The 19,441-nt window shown below is 39.0% G+C and carries 17 protein-coding genes and 5 tRNA genes; 17 read left to right on the top strand and 5 right to left on the bottom strand.

The annotated features are described in order from the left end of the window. The 7 genes from DO88_RS07990 to purF form a co-directional block, all read left to right on the top strand. Positions 1-2,140: FimV/HubP family polar landmark protein (locus tag DO88_RS07990; RefSeq protein WP_033039680.1), on the top strand; the 2,140-nt coding region annotated here is incomplete at its 5' end. A 148-nt stretch (positions 2,141-2,288) separates the two neighbouring features. Further along, the gene (gene truA, locus DO88_RS07985; RefSeq protein ID WP_007376857.1) at positions 2,289-3,083 is read left to right on the top strand and encodes a tRNA pseudouridine(38-40) synthase TruA; all 795 of its coding nucleotides are present in this window, start codon (positions 2,289-2,291) and stop codon (positions 3,081-3,083) included. A gap of 155 nt (positions 3,084-3,238) precedes the next feature. Next, positions 3,239-4,114, top strand: coding sequence for an acetyl-CoA carboxylase, carboxyltransferase subunit beta (accD, locus tag DO88_RS07980; protein WP_007376856.1), 876 nt, complete (start codon positions 3,239-3,241; stop codon positions 4,112-4,114). Positions 4,115-4,139: 25 nt separating this feature from the next. Continuing rightward, positions 4,140-5,405 carry a bifunctional tetrahydrofolate synthase/dihydrofolate synthase gene (folC, locus tag DO88_RS07975; protein WP_033039683.1) on the top strand — a complete coding sequence of 422 codons (1,266 nt, stop codon included), beginning with the start codon at positions 4,140-4,142 and terminating at the stop codon, positions 5,403-5,405. Between the two features lie 11 nt (positions 5,406-5,416). Then, complete coding sequence (locus DO88_RS07970) at positions 5,417-6,052, top strand: SPOR domain-containing protein (RefSeq protein ID WP_007376854.1); 636 nt, start codon at positions 5,417-5,419, stop codon at positions 6,050-6,052. Positions 6,053-6,247: 195 nt separating this feature from the next. Then, positions 6,248-6,742, top strand: a complete 495-nt coding sequence (locus DO88_RS07965) for a CvpA family protein (protein WP_007376853.1) — start codon at positions 6,248-6,250, stop codon at positions 6,740-6,742. Between the two features lie 18 nt (positions 6,743-6,760). Then, positions 6,761-8,287, top strand: coding sequence for an amidophosphoribosyltransferase (gene purF / locus DO88_RS07960; protein WP_007376852.1), 1,527 nt, complete (start codon positions 6,761-6,763; stop codon positions 8,285-8,287). 116 nt (positions 8,288-8,403) lie between these two features. Here purF and DO88_RS07955 read toward each other — a convergent pair whose 3' ends face one another. Then, positions 8,404-9,003, bottom strand: coding sequence for a Yip1 family protein (locus DO88_RS07955; RefSeq protein ID WP_007376851.1), 600 nt, complete (start codon positions 9,001-9,003; stop codon positions 8,404-8,406). A 205-nt stretch (positions 9,004-9,208) separates the two neighbouring features. On the opposite strand from DO88_RS07955, the gene miaE reads away from it, so the two are divergent. After that, entirely contained in the window at positions 9,209-9,976 is a 768-nt protein-coding gene (gene miaE, locus DO88_RS07950) for a tRNA isopentenyl-2-thiomethyl-A-37 hydroxylase MiaE (RefSeq protein ID WP_007376850.1), read from the top strand. On the opposite strand, the gene DO88_RS07945 is transcribed toward miaE, so the two are convergent. The 3 genes from DO88_RS07945 to DO88_RS07935 form a co-directional block, all read right to left on the bottom strand. Further along, entirely contained in the window at positions 9,977-10,762 is a 786-nt protein-coding gene (locus tag DO88_RS07945) for a substrate-binding periplasmic protein (RefSeq protein ID WP_007376849.1), read from the bottom strand. 54 nt (positions 10,763-10,816) lie between these two features. Continuing rightward, positions 10,817-11,554, bottom strand: coding sequence for a UDP-2,3-diacylglucosamine diphosphatase (locus tag DO88_RS07940; RefSeq protein ID WP_033039686.1), 738 nt, complete (start codon positions 11,552-11,554; stop codon positions 10,817-10,819). Positions 11,555-11,643: 89 nt separating this feature from the next. Continuing rightward, positions 11,644-12,135, bottom strand: a complete 492-nt coding sequence (locus tag DO88_RS07935) for a peptidylprolyl isomerase (RefSeq protein WP_007376847.1) — start codon at positions 12,133-12,135, stop codon at positions 11,644-11,646. A 155-nt stretch (positions 12,136-12,290) separates the two neighbouring features. On the opposite strand from DO88_RS07935, the gene cysS reads away from it, so the two are divergent. Beyond that, positions 12,291-13,670: a cysteine--tRNA ligase gene (gene cysS / locus DO88_RS07930; protein WP_033039689.1), complete on the top strand. Its 1,380-nt coding sequence runs from the start codon at positions 12,291-12,293 to the stop codon at positions 13,668-13,670. Positions 13,671-13,742: 72 nt separating this feature from the next. Here cysS and folD read toward each other — a convergent pair whose 3' ends face one another. Further along, positions 13,743-14,597 (bottom strand): bifunctional methylenetetrahydrofolate dehydrogenase/methenyltetrahydrofolate cyclohydrolase FolD, encoded by an 855-nt coding sequence (gene folD, locus DO88_RS07925; protein ID WP_002958348.1) that lies wholly within the window; start codon positions 14,595-14,597, stop codon positions 13,743-13,745. 352 nt (positions 14,598-14,949) lie between these two features. On the opposite strand from folD, the gene DO88_RS07920 reads away from it, so the two are divergent. The 8 genes from DO88_RS07920 to clpX all read left to right on the top strand — a co-directional run bounded on the left by DO88_RS07920 (position 14,950) and on the right by clpX (position 19,378). After that, positions 14,950-15,026, top strand: a tRNA-Pro gene (locus DO88_RS07920). A 57-nt stretch (positions 15,027-15,083) separates the two neighbouring features. After that, positions 15,084-15,160: transfer RNA gene (locus DO88_RS07915), tRNA-Arg, on the top strand. A gap of 23 nt (positions 15,161-15,183) precedes the next feature. Further along, positions 15,184-15,259, top strand: a tRNA-His gene (locus DO88_RS07910). 14 nt (positions 15,260-15,273) lie between these two features. Then, positions 15,274-15,350: transfer RNA gene (locus DO88_RS07905), tRNA-Pro, on the top strand. A 68-nt stretch (positions 15,351-15,418) separates the two neighbouring features. Then, positions 15,419-15,495 (top strand) — tRNA-Pro (locus DO88_RS07900). A 377-nt stretch (positions 15,496-15,872) separates the two neighbouring features. Beyond that, positions 15,873-17,177, top strand: coding sequence for a trigger factor (tig, locus tag DO88_RS07895; RefSeq protein ID WP_033039692.1), 1,305 nt, complete (start codon positions 15,873-15,875; stop codon positions 17,175-17,177). A 165-nt stretch (positions 17,178-17,342) separates the two neighbouring features. Next, positions 17,343-17,960: an ATP-dependent Clp endopeptidase proteolytic subunit ClpP gene (gene clpP / locus DO88_RS07890; RefSeq protein ID WP_007376844.1), complete on the top strand. Its 618-nt coding sequence runs from the start codon at positions 17,343-17,345 to the stop codon at positions 17,958-17,960. Positions 17,961-18,094: 134 nt separating this feature from the next. Next, entirely contained in the window at positions 18,095-19,378 is a 1,284-nt protein-coding gene (gene clpX, locus DO88_RS07885; protein WP_007376843.1) for an ATP-dependent protease ATP-binding subunit ClpX, read from the top strand. Positions 19,379-19,441: the final 63 nt, after the last annotated feature.

Raw genomic sequence — 19,441 nt, forward strand, 5'->3', positions numbered from 1 at the left:
AGAGCCTGAACTTGTAGAAGAGCCTGAACTTGCAGAAGAACCTGAACTTGCAGAAGAACCTGAACTTGCAGAAGAACCTGCGCTTTTAGAAGAGCCTGCGCTTATAGAAGAGCCTGAACTTGCGGCAGACCTAGATGATTTTTCAGATACTTCAGAGACCTTACTTGATCCAGAAGATGCACTAGAAGAATACAATGATGACGAACTAAAAAGTGTTGATGAACTCTTAAATGAGTTACAGCAGGTAGAAGATGATTATATTGAAACGCCAGAGTGGTCTTTAGAAGATTTAGATAATGATATTGAAGAAGTTGAAATTGATTTAGGTGATGATCCATTAGCAGATGATGCAAGCACAAATCGATTACCTGAACATTCAGATACCAATATGGTAGTGAGTGATGAAAATTCAGACGAATATACTGAATTAGATATAGACGAACCTTACTCAGGTGCTACTGATGAACAAGATGTTGAGTCTACGCAAGATATTGATTTAAAATCTGAGACTAAACAAGTTATAGCAAGTCAAACTGAACAAGATTTAGCGAGTGCACTTGCGCAAGGAAGCGATTTAGATAGCCTCGAGGATGATTTAGACGATGAGCTGTTACTCGATAATGACTTTACTGAACTTGATAAAGATCTAGCAATTGATGCTGAACCACAAAACAGTCAAATAGGTGAAAACCTTGACGAATTCGATAATGATGAATTACCGATAAGCTTAGATGCTGATATTTCGGTTAACGAACCTGAAACTCCCGAGCTTGAAGAAACTCAACCTACAGAGCCGGACGACGAATTATTACTCGATAATGATTCTGCACAGTTTGATACAGATTTAGCAATTGATGCTGAGCCACAAAATAATTCAAACGCTGAAATAGATGAAGCTCTTAATGTAGAGGATAACGATGAATTATCGGTAAATTTAGATGACGAACCAACACATTCATTACCGAGTCAAACCGAACAAGACTTAATGAATGCGCTCTCAGCTGAAAATGATTTAAATAGCTTAGATGATGATTTTGACGATGAATTATTGCTTGATAATGACTTTACGGAGCTTGATACAGATAGCGATGAATTACCGATAAACTTAGATGATGCTATTACGGTTAATGAATCTGAAACTCCCGAGTTTGAAGAAACTCAACCTACAGAGCCGGACGACGAATTATTACTCGATAATGATTCTGCGCAGCTTGATACAGATTTAGCAATTGATGCTGAGCCACAAAATAATTCAAACGCTGAAATAGATGAAGCTCTTAATGTAGAGGATGATGCTGATAGCGATGAATTATCGGTAAATTTAGATGACGAACCAACACATTCATTACCGAGTCAAACCGAACAAGACTTAATGAATGCGCTCTCAGCTGGAAACGATTTAAATAACTTGGATGATGATTTTGACAACGAGCTGTTACTTGATAATGATTTTACGGAACTTGATGCTGAATTAGAAAGCACCGCAGGCTCTGAAACTATGATTTCGGAAAACCCAGATGAAGCGCTTTCTAATGAGCTCGCTGGTGAGCAAACGAATGCCGATCGTGAAGCTGAAATAACCCGAACTGAGTTATTTAATAGCAGTGATATAGCATCAGATGATGAGCTTGATGATGAGTTTATGGCTGAGCTAACGGAAACTGATTTTGATTCATTACTTAACGAATTAGCTGAACCAGAAGAATTAAGTGTTGAAGATAGTAGTGAGTTTGACGTTGATTTTGACAGTTTGCTAAAAGAAGACTTAGGAGTTGATGAGGCGTTAGTTGTTGAAGAACCGCTTGTTCAAAGTAACAATGTTGAGCTACTTGATAATGATGAATTTGTAGATATTGATTCATTATTAGAAGAAAGTGACGACGCAGAAATTGAACACGAACCTTACAACGACGTTAATATGGATGTTGGCTTGAGTGAATTTGACGCGTTACTTGCCGGTGATAACCCGACGGATGTTGATGCTGAAAGTGGTGGCTACTCAGCTAAATTAGATTTAGCGCGTGCTTATATTGAAATTGATGATTTTGATTCTGCGCTTAAAGTCATTGAGGATGTTATTAACAAAGGTCCTGAAGAAGTTCAAGAAGAGGCGCTTAGTTTAAAAGCTAAACTAAAATAATTAAAATGTTTATAAGAACCCGTATCTGGCTTAGCTAAATACGGGTTTTTTTATGTGTATTGGTTTGATTACGACAGGTCTCCTTTTATTGCATCGTTAGATAGCATAAAATGCCTCGTTCATTAGCACAGTAGGTAAAGCAGTAATTATGCGAGTAGCACTTGGAGTTGAATACAACGGCGCACGTTATAGTGGTTGGCAACGTCAATCTCATGTAAATAGCGTACAGCAAGAAGTAGAAAAGGCGCTGTCGCGCATTTGTAATCATCCAGTTGAAGTTATATGTGCAGGTCGTACAGATGCGGGTGTACACGGTACAGGCCAAGTAATACACTTTGACACTGAGGCCGATCGCGATATGGTTGCATTTACACTAGGTATGAATACTTTAATGCCTAAAGATATTGCTATTCGTTTTGCTCAACCCGTTGCAGATGATTTTCACGCTCGTTTTAGTGCTACAGCACGTCGTTATCGTTATATTATTTATAACTCGCCTTTGCGAGGAGCTGTACTAAATGAAGGCGTTACGCATTTCCATCATCAACTAGATGAAACCAAAATGCAGGAAGCGTGTCAGTATTTAATTGGCAAACATGACTTTACTTCTTTTAGGGCCATTCATTGTCAAGCGAATACACCGACAAGAACAATTCATCATTTATCGGTACGTCGCCAAGGTACTTACGTTATTATTGATATTAAAGCGAATGCGTTTTTACATCACATGGTGCGTAATATCACAGGCAGTTTAATGGATGTTGGTTTGCATAAACACCAACCTATATGGATAAAAGAGCTACTTGATTGTAAAGAACGCGCAAAGGCCAGTGCTACCGCTAAGGCTGCTGGTTTGTATTTAGTGGATGTTGACTACCCTGAGCAATTTGATATTCCTCAAACACCTTTAGGCCCTTTATTTTTGCCGGATATAGATGTTTAATTAAGGTTAGTATAAGTGCTTTTTATGAGCACTTTTAACTACTAAGACCAGTTTTTTATACCGCGTTAGTGTAATTCATGTTTTAATTGAAAAAATTTGTCTGCTAATTGCTATTAGCAGGCTCGCGACACAGAACAGTATTAAGAGAGTTGCAAATGAGTTGGCTAGAAAAAATCTTACCTAAAACGACAAAATCATCAGGTCGTAAAGAAATCCCAGAAGGTGTTTGGGCTAAGTGTACATCGTGTGATTCAATTTTATATAAAGCTGAATTAGAAAAGTCATTAAACGTATGTCCTAAGTGTGACCACCACATGCGTGTTAGTGGCCGTAAGCGCCTAGAGCACTTTTTAGATGAAGGTGATCGTCAAGAGCTTGGTACACAACATGAGCCTAAAGACATTCTTAAGTTTAAAGATTCTAAAAAGTACTCTGACCGTATCAGTGCAGCCCAAAAAGCAAGTGGTGAAAAAGATGCACTTGTGGCGATGAAAGGCCGATTAAAAGGTATTCCAGTGGCAGCGGTAGCATTTGAGTTCTCATTTATGGGTGGTTCAATGGCTTCGGTTGTTGGTGCTCGTTTTGTTGATGCTGTTGATCAATGTTTAGAGCACAATATGCCGCTTATCTGTTTTTCTGCATCAGGCGGAGCACGTATGCAAGAAGCGCTTATGTCGCTTATGCAAATGGCTAAAACAAGTGCTGCGCTTGCAAAAATGACTGAAAAAGGCCTTCCGTTTATTTCAGTAATGACTGACCCAACAATGGGTGGTGTATCTGCATCACTTGCTATGCTGGGCGATATTAACGTTGCAGAACCTAAAGCGTTAATTGGTTTTGCGGGTCCTCGTGTTATTGAGCAAACTGTTCGCGAAACATTACCTGAAGGTTTTCAGCGTAGTGAATTTTTGCTAGAACACGGTGCAATTGACATGATTATTGACCGCCGTGAAATGCGCGATACCCTTGCACGCATTTTAGCTAAATTTATGAACTTGCCTTCTACGGAACAAGAGCATAGAGTAGCGTAAATTTCAGCTTTACTGATTACACGCTATGACAAAAACAATTCCTAGCCAATCATCAAGCCTTGATGATTGGCTTTTTTATTTAGAAAGTGTTCACCCTGCTAACATTGCAATGGGCTTAGAACGAGTTGCTAATGTTGCCAACAATATTGGCCTTTTAAACACTCCAAGTAAAATTATTCTTATTGCCGGTACAAATGGTAAGGGCACCACTGCACGTTGCTTAGAGTCGCTATTACTAGCGCAAGGTTTTAGCGTGGGTACTTACGCATCTCCACATTTAATTCGTTATAACGAGCGTGTACGAGTTAATGGGGAAGAATTGGCAGACCAATTTCATATAGATGCTTTTCACCAGCTTGAGCAAGGCCGTAAAGACACTTCTCTGACTTATTTTGAATATGGTACTTTGGGGGCATTGGCAATTTTTAAACGCTGTAACGTCGATTATGTATTACTTGAGGTTGGTTTAGGTGGGCGCTTTGACGCTACAAATATAGTAACGCCGTATGCAAGTGTGATTACCACTATAGACTTAGACCATAAAGAGTATTTAGGTGATACCCGTGAGTTGGTGGCTTATGATAAAGCCGGTATTTTTCGTGAAAATACGCCCGCTATTATCGGGGATTTAAATATTCCTCACACAATGACTGATTATGGCAAGGAAATTAATGCCAATATGACGTTGTCGGGCAGTGACTTTATTTTCAAAGAAAATGCTGAGAGCTTTAATTGGCAATATAAACAGCATAATCTTGAAATAGATAAGCCAGCAATACCGTGTCAAAATGCAGCCACTGCGCTAACTGCGCTAAGTGTTTTAAACTTATTACCTAGTGTGCAGATAATAAGAGATTGCCTAGCTAATTTAGTTGTAGAAGGGCGGTTTCAGCAGTTAAGTACTGAGCCTTTAGTCTTTACAGATGTGGCACATAACCCTGAGTCGGCGCGTTATTTAGCCAATAAGTTATCAAGCTATAAAGATAAAGGCTTTAAAATTCATGCATTAGTCGCTATGCTTGCTGATAAAGACAAAGTCGGTGTACTTAAAGAAGTAAGCAACCTGGTCGATGAGTGGTCGTTAGCGAGCTTAAGTAGCCCGCGAGGCGACACTGCAAGTAATTTACAAAATGCACTGCAGGAATTGTCTCATCATAATACTATCAATAGCTATGATAGTGTGGCACAGGCACTAAGTGTAATTTTACCAAAACAACAACGTGATACTATGTTGATTGTATTTGGTTCTTTTTTTACTGTGGCCGGCGCTATTAATTACTTTAAAAAATAGAGAGGATGTCGGTGAACTCAAGTTTTATTAATCGCTTAGTCGGAACAAGTATAGTGGTGATCGCAGCAATTGTGTTTATCCCTAATATACTCGATGGCGAAAAAGTGCATTATAAAGAAGGCTTTAAAGCGATTCCTGATCGCCCTGAGTTCAAAACAATCGATCTTCAAGAGTCAATTGATGAAAATGTTGCTAACGCAGAGCCACTAAAGCAAGATGAAATCGAAGATATTCAAGCTGACGATGAGGCTTTTGAGCAGCAAAATGCAATAGTGGAAAGTGATTATGCTGTAGAGGATAAAGTCGTTGAAGCAAGCATAGAGCCTAAAGCAAAACCAACGACTCCTGTTCAAGCTAAACCAAAACCGATTGCACCGCGTAAAAGTGATGAAAACCTAACGAGTATGGCTTATGTTATTCAATTAGGTAGTTTTTCACATGTTGCAAACGTAAAAGCATTACAAGCTAAACTAAAGGTTGAAGGGTTTAAAACGTTTACTAAACCGATTAAAACCCCAAATGGGACATTAACCAAAGTATTTGTTGGCCCTTCACTTGATAAAAGTGAATTACAAAAGCAGCTCCCCCAGCTTAAAAAGCTTACTAAATTAAATGGTAAAGTTACGCAATACGAAGTAACAAAATAATTATAAAAAAGGCTTGTATAACAAGCCTTTTTTATTTGTTAATATTTGTTTTTATCATTATCACTCGCCTGCAATACCCATTCTAAAATGTTAATTTTTTGTATTGACTACAACCTAGAATTCTCCCGTTTAAACTTGCATACTAACGATGTTTGGGTATAGAATGCGCCCCAAATTAGCGACTAATTGGTTCTTATGATCTGGGTTGATTACGCCATTATTGGCATCATTGCACTGTCTACCATCATCGGTTTAATACGCGGCTTTGTAAAAGAAGCAATGTCATTAGCGGTATGGGCTGGCGCCTTTATCATCTCTAGCTTGTTTTACCAATATTTAGCTTCCTTCCTAACAACCATTTCTGAACCCCTTTTAAGAAATGCTGCGGCCATAGCCATATTATTCTTTGCGACGCTACTGTTAGGCGGTTTACTAAACTATATTTTAGGTGAGCTTGTACATCGTACTGGTTTATCGGGTACCGACCGTGTTTTTGGCATAGTGTTTGGTGCTCTACGAGGCGTGTTGGTCGTGAGCGCGTTACTCTTCTTTCTTGATGCTTTTACTGGTGCACCCAATACGCACTGGTGGGGCAATTCTATTTTGATTCCAGAATTTGGCTTTGTTGTTGAATGGTTCTTTTCGTACCTAGAAAACAACTCGAGCTTTTTAAATTCAGTAAACCGTTAATCGGCGAGGATAAATTACATGTGTGGTATCGTTGGAATAGTCGGAACATCTCCTGTTAACCAGGCGATTTATGATGGCTTAACTGTTTTGCAGCACCGTGGTCAAGATGCCGCGGGTATCATTACCATTGAGAATAATACGTTTAGCTTACGCAAAGCAAATGGCTTAGTGAAAGATGCCTTTCACACTCGTCATATGAAACGACTACAAGGTACAATTGGTCTTGGCCATGTGCGTTATCCTACCGCAGGATCTTCAAGTTCATCTGAAGCACAGCCTTTTTATGTTAACTCACCGTTTGGTATAGCGCTTGCCCATAATGGTAACCTTACTAATGCAGAAACTTTAAAAGAGCAGTTATTCTCAGAAGCACGTCGTCATGTTAATACAACATCAGACTCTGAAATTTTACTTAATGTTATGGCACATGAATTAAGCAAATCTGATAAGTTGCATTTAGACCCTGAAGATATTTTTACTGCGGTAACCGAAGTAAATAATAAAGTAAGCGGTGGTTATGCAACAATTGCTATGATCATCGGTCACGGTATTGTTGCTTTTCGCGACCCCAATGGTATTCGCCCACTTGTATTTGGTAAACGCGAAACCGAAAAGGGTACGGAATACATGTTTGCCTCAGAGAGCGTTGCGTTAAAGCCTGATGGCTTTGAGTTTATTCGTGATGTTGCGCCTGGCGAAGCTATATATGTTACAGAAGAAGGTGAATTTCATTCGCTTAGTTGTGCTGATAAGGCATCTTACTCGCCATGTATTTTTGAATTCGTTTATTTTGCACGTCCTGATTCAACAATAGACCGTATGTCTGTGTATGCAACACGCGTAAACATGGGGACTAAACTCGGCGAAAAAATTGCACGTGAATGGGCTGACAAAGATATTGATGTCGTTATCCCAATCCCAGAAACGTCATGTGATGTAGCACTGGAAATCGCACGTGTGCTTGATTTACCATACCGCCAAGGCTTTGTTAAAAACCGTTATATTGGTCGTACGTTTATCATGCCTGGCCAAGAGATGCGTAAAAAGTCAGTACGTCAAAAGCTAAATGCAATTGATCGTGAGTTTAAAGGTAAAAACGTATTATTGGTTGATGACTCAATTGTGCGTGGTACAACATCAGCACAAATTGTTGAAATGGCCCGAGAGTCTGGCGCTAAAAACGTTTACTTTGCATCAGCAGCGCCTGAAATACGCTTCCCTAATGTGTACGGTATTGATATGCCTTCAGCAGCTGAGCTTATTGCTCACGGACGTGAAGTAGAAGATATTAATGCAAGTATTGGTTCTGACGGTTTAATCTTTCAATCGCTAAAAGATTTAATTGCTGCGGTTAGCCAAGAAAACCCTGAAATTACTAAGTTTGAAACGTCAGTATTTGATGGCCAATATATTACAGGCGATATTGATCAAAACTATTTAAATCGTATTGATAAGCTACGTAACGATTCTGCAAAAAGCACCCGCGAAAGTGCGATGTCTTCAGGTTTAGAAATACACAACCAAGACGAAAACGAAGCTGATTAATAGTTAGTTAATAAAAAGTCGTTACACATAAAAAAAGGAGCTAATTAGCTCCTTTTTTGCGAAGGAAAGAAAGGGAACATTTCTATCAAACACGACTCTCTATTAGGTAAACTTTATTAAGTAAACATTGGACTAACAATCCCATTTGTCCAAAGCATAGCTGTTACAGCTAAAATAATAACCAGTAATATTAATCCACATGTTACTACCGAGCTGGCGTAAATAAAGCCACGCTCTTCTGGGATATGCATAAGTATTGGTACGCCGGTGTAGAGTAAATAAACCGAGTAAGCCAGTGCAATAATTCCAACACACACTACAAACCAAAGTACAGGCCAAAAAGCGGCGAGTGCCGACATAAACACTGGAGTTGCAGTATATGCTGCAAGTTCAAGTGTTTGTGTAAATGTAGGCTTAGAGCCAAATGTAACCGCCATCCAATGGGCTAAATACGCCAATGCGAATACGCCCGCTATTAAAGCAAAATACATCGCGCCTGCAATTAGCAGTGCACTATCGTGTGTTAAAAATACCGCATCACCTGCGCCTATACTCCATCCTAAATAAACAGAGGAGTAGTAGCCCATTATTGAGGGGAACAGAGCAATTAATAAAATATGTGACAAGCTGTAGGTTAAACTTTCGTGGCGGTTATCGATTGTTTGCCACTCTTCTAGGGGATGAGCATAGATTCCCCAAAGATGGTTTAGTATCATAGTATTTACTCCATAAAGGAACGTATTATTGTTTTGGTTGGTTTATTTTTATACAGTCTATGTACAGTTATGGTTCACTTATTTTGCAAAGTCAAGTTAACTCGCTATTAACACTTTTACGCAAGTTAGGGCTTTGATTTATCCCAAGCAAAATTTCGTGTTAAAATAATGGTCTATCAAATTTATTTAGTAATGAGCAGTCAACGTGCCACACAGCCAACTTTTAGAGCCGATTAATAACTTTTTATTGTGTACCACCCCAGAGCAATGGGTGGAGCAAGCAATTAAAAAAGAAAACCTATCAGTCATTTTAATAGATCACTTAATTTGTGAATTAAAAGCGGCTCAAAGTGCGATGTTTTTAATACGTAAATATGCTGTTGATAAAGAGGGAAGTGATGCCTTACTTGAATGGCTAAAGCCATTTGAAGCACTTATTTATAAGCGTGAAGGTAACTGGCGCGATCTGGCGGCTAAAAATAAACTCACTAAATCAATAATACCTAAATCTAGCTCACAATACGGGCAAGGCCTAATCGATAAAATGGTTTTATTAATAAAAGAAGAGCTGCATCACTTTTATCAAGTGCTCGAAATTATGGACGAGTACGGTGTAGAGTATCAAAGCATTACACCGTGTCGTTATGCAAAAGGTATGCTTCGTCATGTTAAAACATTCGAGCCTGATGCATTAGTCGATAAGCTAATAGTAGGCGCTTATATTGAGGCACGTTCGTGTGAGCGTTTTGCAAAGCTTGCGCCACATGTTGATAAACGTTTAGGTGATTTTTATATTTCGTTATTACGCTCAGAAGCGCGTCATTACCAAGATTATTTAACTTTAGCGCAAGAAATAGCTGATTTTGATATTACCGAACGCGTGAACTTTTTTGGTGAAAAAGAAAAAGAACTAATTTCTACAACTGACACTGACTTTAAGTTTCATAGTGGCGTACCTACAGTGTCAAACTAGTTAATTTTCTTTTAAAAAATTAATGTATTCAGTAATTTTTTCATTGCTGAAATTATGTTTTTTCATAATATCAGCAATACTTCCGTTTTCTACTATTGCATCAATCCCCCTATTAAACTTTTGTAAATATTCTTTAGCTCTATAGTTTGATTGAGAAACAACTAAATATAACTTGTGAGTAGCAAGATCGGGTAACAAGTACTCAATTTTATTCTTATCTAAATTAACTTCTGTACTATACTCAAGCCAATACTTGCCAACCTCTTTAGTGCCTGCGACCAGATCAATACGCCCTTGTTGCAGTAAGTATAAGCTAGTAGGGAGGCTTTTAGTGGACGTGATTGCCAATTCGGTGTTTCTAGTGAATTCTTGGCTTATAAAAGCGCTATCTTCTTTACCAATACTATAAGGTACTAATGATTGAGTGGTGCCATCAAAATTAATTGTACTTTCTTTTCGTTTAAAAATTCCAGTGTGGGCACGTGCAAGTGGACGAGAATAATAAAAAACCTCATTCCGCTTTGCAGAATAAAAAGCGCCTAAAATAGCTGTTTTTCTCTTTTTTTCTAATAATTTTAAAGCGCGATCCCATGTGGTAAATTCTATTTCACTATTAATACCTTGTGTTATAAGGGCCGCGCGGGTTATCTCATAGAGCCAGCCGTTTTTAGGTAAGTCATTACTAAAGTATGGGGGAAAGTTCTCAGTAACAATTTGCCATGTTTGCTCGCATAATGCCTTTGTTGGAATAACAGTCACTAGGATGAAAATTATCAGCTTTATCATTTAGCCCCTCACTTTTATTAAACTTTACTGAACAAGAGTAGTCAGAATTCGAAATTATGCGAAAGGCGTGTTGATTAACTCTTGTGATTTGGGGGTGACCACTAAATAAGAACCTTGGGTATACCAGTCACCTAGCACTGTGCGAGTAAGTGTTTGTTCATTAATTTTATATGTATGAACATTAGGGCGGTGAGTATGACCATGAATCATATTAGTAACGTTATGTTTGGCAAAGGTTGCAAGTACAGCGTCATCGACAACGTCTAAAATTTCGATAGGTTTATCAGCTTGACTTAACTTACTTTTTTCGCGGGCGTTGCGCGCTATTTTTTTACGATACCAAAGCGGCATTGCAAGCATTAGTTTTGGCCACCACCAACCACGGCTCTTTTTTCTAAAGTTTTGATACTCAGTATCTTGAGTGCACATTTCGTCGCCATGTAAAATGACTGTTGGCGTACCATATAAATCAATGACCGTTTGTTCAGCAAGTAATGTCATACCGGCCATGTCTGCATATTGCTTGCGCATAATGAAGTCACGATTGCCATGAATGAAATACACCGGAGTGCCACTATCACTGACTGCTTTAAGGTGCTTTGCTACATCGGCACTCAGTGCAGTAATGTAGTCATCCCCGACCCAAACTTCAAAAAAATCACCTAAAATATAAAGTGCATCTACATCTTTATTTAGTATATGTGTATTTAAAAAGTCAAAAAATGCAGCGCTAATGTCGGGGCGGTTTTCGCTTAGATGTAAATCTGCAATAAAGTAAGTTTGGTGAGTCATAGAACAATCTTTTCGATATAAATAAAGCGGGCGTATACACATTGCGTAAATGCCCGCTGATACTCCACATTACGTGGGTAAACGTACTATTAGCTAACAGTAACGCTTTCGATGATCACATCTTCAAGAGGTACGTCTTGGTGAAAACCAGTACTACCTGTTGCAACTGCTTTAATCTTATTGACTACGTCCATGCCCTCTACAACTTCAGCAAAAACACAATAACCCCAACCTTGCGATGTTTCGCTGCTGTGGTTTAAAAAGTCGTTGTTGTTCACGTTAATGAAAAACTGTGCTGTAGCTGAATGAGGATCAGGTGTACGTGCCATAGCTAAAGTGCCTATTTTATTAGACAGGCCGTTATTAGCTTCATTCTGAATTGGGTCGTTTACTTCTTTTTGTTCCATACCTGGAACAAAACCACCGCCTTGAACCATAAAACCATCGATTACGCGATGAAAGATAGTGCCGTTGAAAAAATCAGCATTTGCATACTCTAAAAAGTTTTTAACTGTGTTTGGAGCTTCTTGCTCAAACATTTTAATGGTGATGTCACCAAAATTAGTGTGTAGAACAACCATGTGTTTTCCTATATCCGGTTTAAATATTGGCGCTATTTTATCGTAGTTGGCTAAGATTAACAAAGTAGATGTTTGGTTTGTTATAAAGCGCTAGAGCAGGGGCTTTTCAAGTGGTAACATAACTGTTCAAGTAAATAGTCAAGGACTCAAAGTAAATGGTAAATATATACAACACACTCACGCGACAAAAAGAGCAATTTAAACCGATGGTCGAAGGAAAAATCGACATGTATGTGTGTGGTATCACCATTTATGATTACTGCCATATTGGACACGCTCGTACTTTTGTTGGTTTTGACGTTATTGTGCGCTACTTACGCCATATTGGTTACGATTTAAAATATGTTCGTAACATTACAGATATCGACGATAAAATAATTAAACGTGCGAACGAAAATGGTGAGTCAATAAACGACTTAACTGTTCGCATGACTAAAGCGATGCATGAAGATTTTGATAGCCTAAATATGCTACGCCCAGATATTGAACCAACAGTTACAAGCCATATGGATGAAATTATCGTTATGGTTAAGCGCTTGATTGAAAAAGGCCATGCCTATGTCGCAGCTGATGGCGATGTATTGTTTGATGTATCAACGTTTGAGCAATATGGCGCGCTTTCTCAGCAAGATTTAACAATGTTGCAATCAGGTTCTCGCGTTGAAGTGGCGCAAGATAAAGACGATCCACTTGATTTTGTGTTATGGAAAAAAGCAAAAGCAGGTGAACCATCATGGTCATCACCGTGGGGAGAAGGGCGTCCTGGTTGGCATATTGAATGTTCGGCAATGAGCTCAAAGCATTTAGGTGAGCATTTTGATATTCACGGTGGGGGGTCTGATTTACAGTTTCCACATCATGAAAACGAAATTGCCCAGTCGTGCTGTGCAAACAACGGCAAGTATGTAAATACATGGATACATACTGGCATGGTACAAGTAAATAAAGAAAAAATGTCTAAGTCGTTAGATAATTTCTTTACAGTGCGTGAAGTTTTAAAAGCATACGATGCTGAATCTGTTCGTTACTTTTTAATTTCAGGTCATTACCGTAGCCAATTAAATTACTCACAAGAAAATTTAGACCAAGCGCGTTCATCACTTGAACGTATTTATACAGCGCTTCGTGATGTTGAGCCAGTAGAATGCGATTTAGAAGGCAATGAGTTTGTTGCTAAATTTAGAAAAGCGATGGATGACGACTTTAATACACCAGAAGCACTACCTGTGTTGTTCGAACTTGCTAAAGAGTTAAACCGCGTAAAAGAAAGTGACGTAGTTCAAGCTGGGCAATTTGCGTTTATATTACGCAGTATTGGTAACGTTTTGGGTGTTGCTCAACAAGCACCGGAAGCCTTTTTACAAGGCGGGCAAGATGATGGCGAAGTTGCGACAATTGAAGCATTAATTGTAAAACGTAATGAAGCGCGTACTAGTAAAGATTGGGCTGCTGCTGATGAAGCTCGTGATGCACTTAATGCGTTAGGTGTAATACTTGAAGATTCAGCCGGTAAAACAACGTGGCGTAAAGCGTAAGCGTTTAAAGTAATTCACGTTCAACTAAAAAAGGGTTGCCAAATGGCAACCCTTTTTTGATTTTTTAACAGCTTAGCTGTGATATTTCTCACACGCTTCAAGTGTGTTTTCAATTAAGCTTGCGACCGTCATCGGGCCAACGCCACCTGGTACAGGTGTAATAAAATGCGCTTTTTGTTCAGCCACACTGTATTGAACATCACCGACTAATTTACCCGTATCTAAACGGTTAATGCCTACATCGATGACTATAGCGCCTTCTTTTATCCAATCTCCAGGTATAAATTCAGGTTTACCGACAGCCACAACTAATAAGTCAGCGCGGCGAACATGCGTTTCTAAGTCTTGAGTAAACTTATGGCATACTGTGGTTGTACAACCGGCTAATAAAAGCTCTAACGACATTGGACGACCCACAATATTTGATGCGCCAACGACAACTGCATGCATACCTTTATAACGTACGCCCGTAGAATCAAGTAATGTAATAATACCTTTTGGCGTACATGGGCGAAGAGCAGGCATACGTTGTGCTAATCGGCCAATGTTATATGGATGAAATCCATCAACATCTTTATGTGGGGTAATACGTTCTAAAATTTTTTCAGCATCAAGACCTTTGGGCAGTGGTAACTGCACTAAAATTCCATCAACTTCGGCATCATTATTTAGCTCGTCAATTAAATCTAAAAGAGTTTGCTCTTGTGTGTCCGCAGGTAAATCAAATGATTTAGAAATAAAACCTACTTCTTCACAGGCTTTACGTTTTGAACCAACGTAAACTTGGCTTGCTGGATCAAGTCCTACAAGTACTACTGCAAGTCCTGGTGCACGTAAACCATTTGCTACACGCTCACTTACGCGTTCTGCTACAGCGCTACGTACTTGTTTTGCGATTGCCTTACCATCAATGATGTTTGCCGTCATGGGTGACCTTTAATTGGGGTTAATTAACTAGATACCGATACTCTAAAAACGAATGCATAATAAAATAGGGGTAAAAATGCTAATAAAGAAAATACAGTCTTTATTTAACTCGTTTTATAATGTGCCTACTATTTTCGCAGAAAAGCATTGCAGCGCCAAGTTGCTTTTAAGTTATATAGTACTTGAGTGGTTAAATAGTTTAAAATTCAGTCTTCTATTATAATATTTAACCATTGTGCACTAAAAATGAACACTTGATTGATTTAATAAAAAAAACGTTTGACCTAACCCCGTCAAATCACTATTATGCACCCCGTTGTCAACGAGGTCACTCGCAAACAATAGTAAGTATCGGCGATTAGCGCAGTTTGGTAGCGCACTTGGTTTGGGTCCAAGGGGTCGCAGGTTCAAATCCTGCATCGCCGACCATTTTTTTATAATTTATTATAATCGAATAGCTTATTGGTAAACTACGAAGTTTTCGATGCGCCCATAGCTCAGCTGGATAGAGCAACGCCCTTCTAAGGCGTGGGTCGAAGGTTCGAATCCTTCTGGGTGCACCATTTGAAAACATGTAAATATAGCGGTGATTGTAGCTCAGTTGGTAGAGCCCCGGATTGTGATTCCGGTTGTCGTGGGTTCGAGCCCCATCAGTCACCCCATTTACAACGAATATCGGCGATTAGCGCAGTTTGGTAGCGCACTTGGTTTGGGTCCAAGGGGTCGCAGGTTCAAATCCTGCATCGCCGACCATTTCTTAAAATGGTCTTAAGCTCTCAGTTTAAGTGTTCAGTATGAAAAAGAAGTTAATTCTTCAATGTCGGCGATTAGCGCAGTTTGGTAGCGCACTTGGTTTGGGTCCAAGGGGTCGCAGGTTCAAATCCTGCATCGCCGACCATTTCTTATCTAGTAAGATTAGTAAATAAAATCCTCTAATATTATAAATCAATACACGTTATCCTATAATTATATTAAATAATTTGTATTTCATTTCATCTAACGCTTAGTTAGTCTGTTTTTTATTCAGTTAGCTTCTATAGTCCCATATCTAGTCCAAATAATTGCGCCCTATACTCGACTATCATAAATATTAGGTTATAATGCCGCGTCTATTGTTTAACATAGTGCCCGAAGGGCAAAGCAGCAATGGTATCTCATGGTAGCGACGGATGCTTTTAAGTGTGAAAAACCGCTTAAACTTTATCAAGACTCATGCAGATCACTTTGTTTGTAAGGAAGGCGAACAATCGCCAAAATTGAATATTGAGGTAAATCATGCAAGTTTCTGTTGAGACGACCCAAGGCCTTGAGCGCCGTATAACTATCACCGTTCCTTCAGAGAACGTTGAGACCGAAGTAAAAAAACGCCTACAACAACTGTCAAAAACACAGCGTATAGATGGTTTCCGTGCTGGTAAAGTTCCAGTATCTGTAATTAACAAGCGTTTTGGCCCTGCAGTTCGTCAAGAAGTTGCTGGCGAAGTAATGCAACGTAATTTTTACGAAGCAATCGTTTCTGAAAAAATCAATCCAGCTGGCGCGCCTACATTCGCTCCTAAATCACTTGAAGCAGGTAAAGATTTAGAGTTTTCAGCAACGTTTGAAGTTTACCCTGAAGTTGAAGTTCAAGGTTTAGATAAGATTACTGTTGAGAAACCAGCGGTAACAGTAACTGACGAAGATTTAGCTAACATGCTAGAAACACTTCGTAAGCAACATGCAGCGTGGGCTGATGTTGATGCAGCTGCTGGCGAAAACGACCGTGTAACAGTTGATTTCGTAGGTACTATCGACGGTGAAGTATTTGAAGGCGGCAAAGCTGAAGACTTCCCATTAGAACTTGGTCAAGGTCGTATGATCCCAGGTTTTGAAGATAACATCGTAGGTAAAAAAGCAGGCGAAGAAGTAGTTGCTGATGTAACGTTCCCTGATGATTACCACGCTGAAAACTTAAAAGGTAAAGCGGCTCAATTCACTATCACAGTGAAAAAAGTTGAAGCGCAAGAATTACCAGAATTAAGCGAAGAGTTTGCAACTAAATTCGGTGTTACCGAAGGCGGCGTAGACGCGCTTAAAGAAGAAGTTAAAAAGAACATGACACGTGAACTAGACCAAGCGGTTAAAGCAAGTGTTAAAGACCAAGCAATCAAAGGTCTTTTAGCTAACAACGAAATTGAAGTGCCTAAAGCGCTTGTTGATCAAGAAGTTGATGCACTACGTCAGCAAGCGGCTCAACGTTTTGGTGGTGATGCTAAAAATATGCCTGAGCTTCCAGCTGAATTGTTCCATGAGCAAGCTGTAACACGTGTTAAAACTGGCCTTTTATTAGGTGAAGTGATCAAAGCTAACGAGATTAAAGTTGATGATTCTAAAGTTGAAGCATTAATCGCAACAGTTGCTTCTGCATACGAAGATCCAACTGAAGTAGTAGAATACTACAAAGCAAATGATCAACTTATGCAGCAAATGCGTAATGTAGCAATGGAAGAGCAAGCTGTTGAAGCTATTTTAGCTAAAGCAGTTGTAACTGACGTTGAAAAAGCATTTGATGACATCATGAATCCACAGCAAGGTGCTTAATAAGTCATTGACTTAAGCTCTCGCTAACGATTAAATGGCTCGTGCTACTCTGTTTATACAGCGTGCCCGGGCCATTTTAGTTTTTGGCCTTTAATTTGCGAAAAACGATAATTATGCTTTTCTTATAGTAAGGATAAGTATAAGCGCATAAGGAATTAAATAAGTATGAATACTGGTATTACAGATCCCCTAAATGCATTGGTCCCTATGGTTGTTGAACAAACACCTAAAGGCGAGCGCTCGTATGATATTTATTCGAGATTATTAAAAGAGCGTATTATCTTTTTAACAGGTCAAGTTGAAGACAACATGGCAAATCTGATTTTAGCGCAAATGCTATTTTTAGAATCAGAAAACCCTGATAAAGATATCTTTTTATACATTAACTCACCAGGTGGCTCAGTAACTGCAGGTATGGCTATATATGACACTATGAACTTCATCAAACCTGATGTAAGTACAATATGTGTAGGTCAGGCTGCAAGCATGGGTGCTTTTTTACTTACTGCTGGTGCTAAAGGTAAGCGTTTTTGCCTACCTAACTCACGCGTGATGATTCACCAACCATTAGGTGGTTTCCAAGGTCAAGCATCTGACTTTGAAATTCATGCGAAAGAAATTCTGTCTATTAAAGACAAACTAAATCGCTTAATGGCTGAGCATACAGGCCAACCGTTAGATGTGATTTCCAAAGATACTGATCGTGATAACTTTATGAGTGCTTCGCAGGCTGTAGATTACGGCTTGGTTGATTCAGTGTTTACAAATCGCGATAAAAAGTAAGCGCTTGGTGAGCAGGTTATCTGCTTACCACTTAGAGTTACTATGCGAAAACCAATAAATTTTGGTATAGTTAAAGCGTATTGAAATAGCCACCAACAGTTTTGGTGGCCAACGTAATAAAATGAGGTAGCTGAATGTCTGACACTCCTACAGACGGCGACAAAAGTAATAAATTGTTATACTGCTCTTTTTGCGGCAAAAGCCAGCATGAAGTACGTAAATTAATTGCAGGCCCATCAGTATACGTTTGTGATGAATGTGTAGAGTTGTGTAACGATATTATCAGGGAAGAAATTAAAGACATTGCTCCTAAGCATGACACGTCTGATAAACTACCTGTACCAAAAGAAATTCGTAAACACTTAGACGATTATGTTATTGGTCAAGATCATGCTAAAAAAGTATTGTCTGTTGCAGTTTATAACCACTATAAACGACTGCGCAATCAATCGACTAAGCAAGATATTGAATTAAGTAAAAGTAATATTTTGCTTATCGGCCCAACTGGTAGTGGTAAAACATTACTTGCAGAAACGTTAGCGCGTCTACTTGATGTGCCGTTTACTATGGCCGATGCCACTACATTAACCGAAGCGGGTTATGTAGGTGAAGATGTTGAAAACATCATTCAAAAGCTTTTACAAAAGTGCGATTACGATGTTGAAAAAGCACAACGTGGTATTGTATACATCGATGAAATTGACAAGATTTCTCGTAAATCAGATAACCCATCAATTACGCGTGACGTATCGGGTGAGGGCGTTCAACAGGCGCTACTTAAACTGATCGAAGGTACAATTGCCTCAGTTCCACCGCAAGGTGGTCGTAAACATCCACAGCAAGAGTTTTTACAAGTAGATACATCTAAAATCTTATTTATTTGTGGTGGTGCGTTTTCAGGTTTAGATAAAGTAATTGAACAACGTAGTCATAAAAATACCGGTATCGGTTTTGGCGTTAGCGTAAAAGAATCTGCGGCGAGTCGTTCTTTAAGTGAAACATTTAAAGACGTAGAACCAGAAGATTTAGTTAAATACGGCTTAATCCCTGAATTTATAGGCCGTTTGCCAGTAGTTGCAACGTTAACTGAGCTTGATGAAGCAGCACTTGTACAAATCTTGAGTGAGCCTAAAAACGCGATTACTAAACAGTTTTCAGTGTTGTTTGGCATGGAAGACGTTGAACTTGAGTTCCGCGATGATGCCTTAGCTGCAATTGCCCACAAAGCAATGGAGCGTAAAACAGGTGCGCGTGGTCTTCGTTCAATCGTTGAAGGTGTATTGCTTGATACAATGTATGAGCTTCCTTCAATGGATGATGTAAGTAAAGTGGTTATTGATGAAACCGTTATTAAAGGTGAATCTGACCCAATCTTGATTTATGAAAATAATAAACAAGATAAAGCTGCATCAGAATAGTTTTTAAGCTATTTGAATGAAAAAAGGAGCCTTAGGCTCCTTTTTTTATAATTAATTTAATCG

Origin of the sequence: Pseudoalteromonas sp. S3431 (assembly GCF_000690035.1) — a bacterium.
GTDB lineage: Bacteria > Pseudomonadota > Gammaproteobacteria > Enterobacterales > Alteromonadaceae > Pseudoalteromonas > Pseudoalteromonas fuliginea.

Coding starts and splice junctions, on each gene's coding strand:
- DO88_RS07935 (WP_007376847.1), bottom strand. CDS start 12,135: ATGGTTGTTCTACACACTAATTTTGGTGACATCACCATTAAAATGTTT.
- accD (WP_007376856.1), top strand. CDS start 3,239: ATGAGTTGGCTAGAAAAAATCTTACCTAAAACGACAAAATCATCAGGT.
- truA (WP_007376857.1), top strand. CDS start 2,289: ATGCGAGTAGCACTTGGAGTTGAATACAACGGCGCACGTTATAGTGGT.
- DO88_RS07945 (WP_007376849.1), bottom strand. CDS start 10,762: ATGATAAAGCTGATAATTTTCATCCTAGTGACTGTTATTCCAACAAAG.
- clpP (WP_007376844.1), top strand. CDS start 17,343: ATGAATACTGGTATTACAGATCCCCTAAATGCATTGGTCCCTATGGTT.
- DO88_RS07955 (WP_007376851.1), bottom strand. CDS start 9,003: ATGATACTAAACCATCTTTGGGGAATCTATGCTCATCCCCTAGAAGAG.
- tig (WP_033039692.1), top strand. CDS start 15,873: ATGCAAGTTTCTGTTGAGACGACCCAAGGCCTTGAGCGCCGTATAACT.
- folC (WP_033039683.1), top strand. CDS start 4,140: ATGACAAAAACAATTCCTAGCCAATCATCAAGCCTTGATGATTGGCTT.
- cysS (WP_033039689.1), top strand. CDS start 12,291: ATGGTAAATATATACAACACACTCACGCGACAAAAAGAGCAATTTAAA.
- folD (WP_002958348.1), bottom strand. CDS start 14,597: ATGACGGCAAACATCATTGATGGTAAGGCAATCGCAAAACAAGTACGT.
- clpX (WP_007376843.1), top strand. CDS start 18,095: ATGTCTGACACTCCTACAGACGGCGACAAAAGTAATAAATTGTTATAC.
- DO88_RS07965 (WP_007376853.1), top strand. CDS start 6,248: ATGATCTGGGTTGATTACGCCATTATTGGCATCATTGCACTGTCTACC.
- DO88_RS07940 (WP_033039686.1), bottom strand. CDS start 11,554: ATGACTCACCAAACTTACTTTATTGCAGATTTACATCTAAGCGAAAAC.
- purF (WP_007376852.1), top strand. CDS start 6,761: ATGTGTGGTATCGTTGGAATAGTCGGAACATCTCCTGTTAACCAGGCG.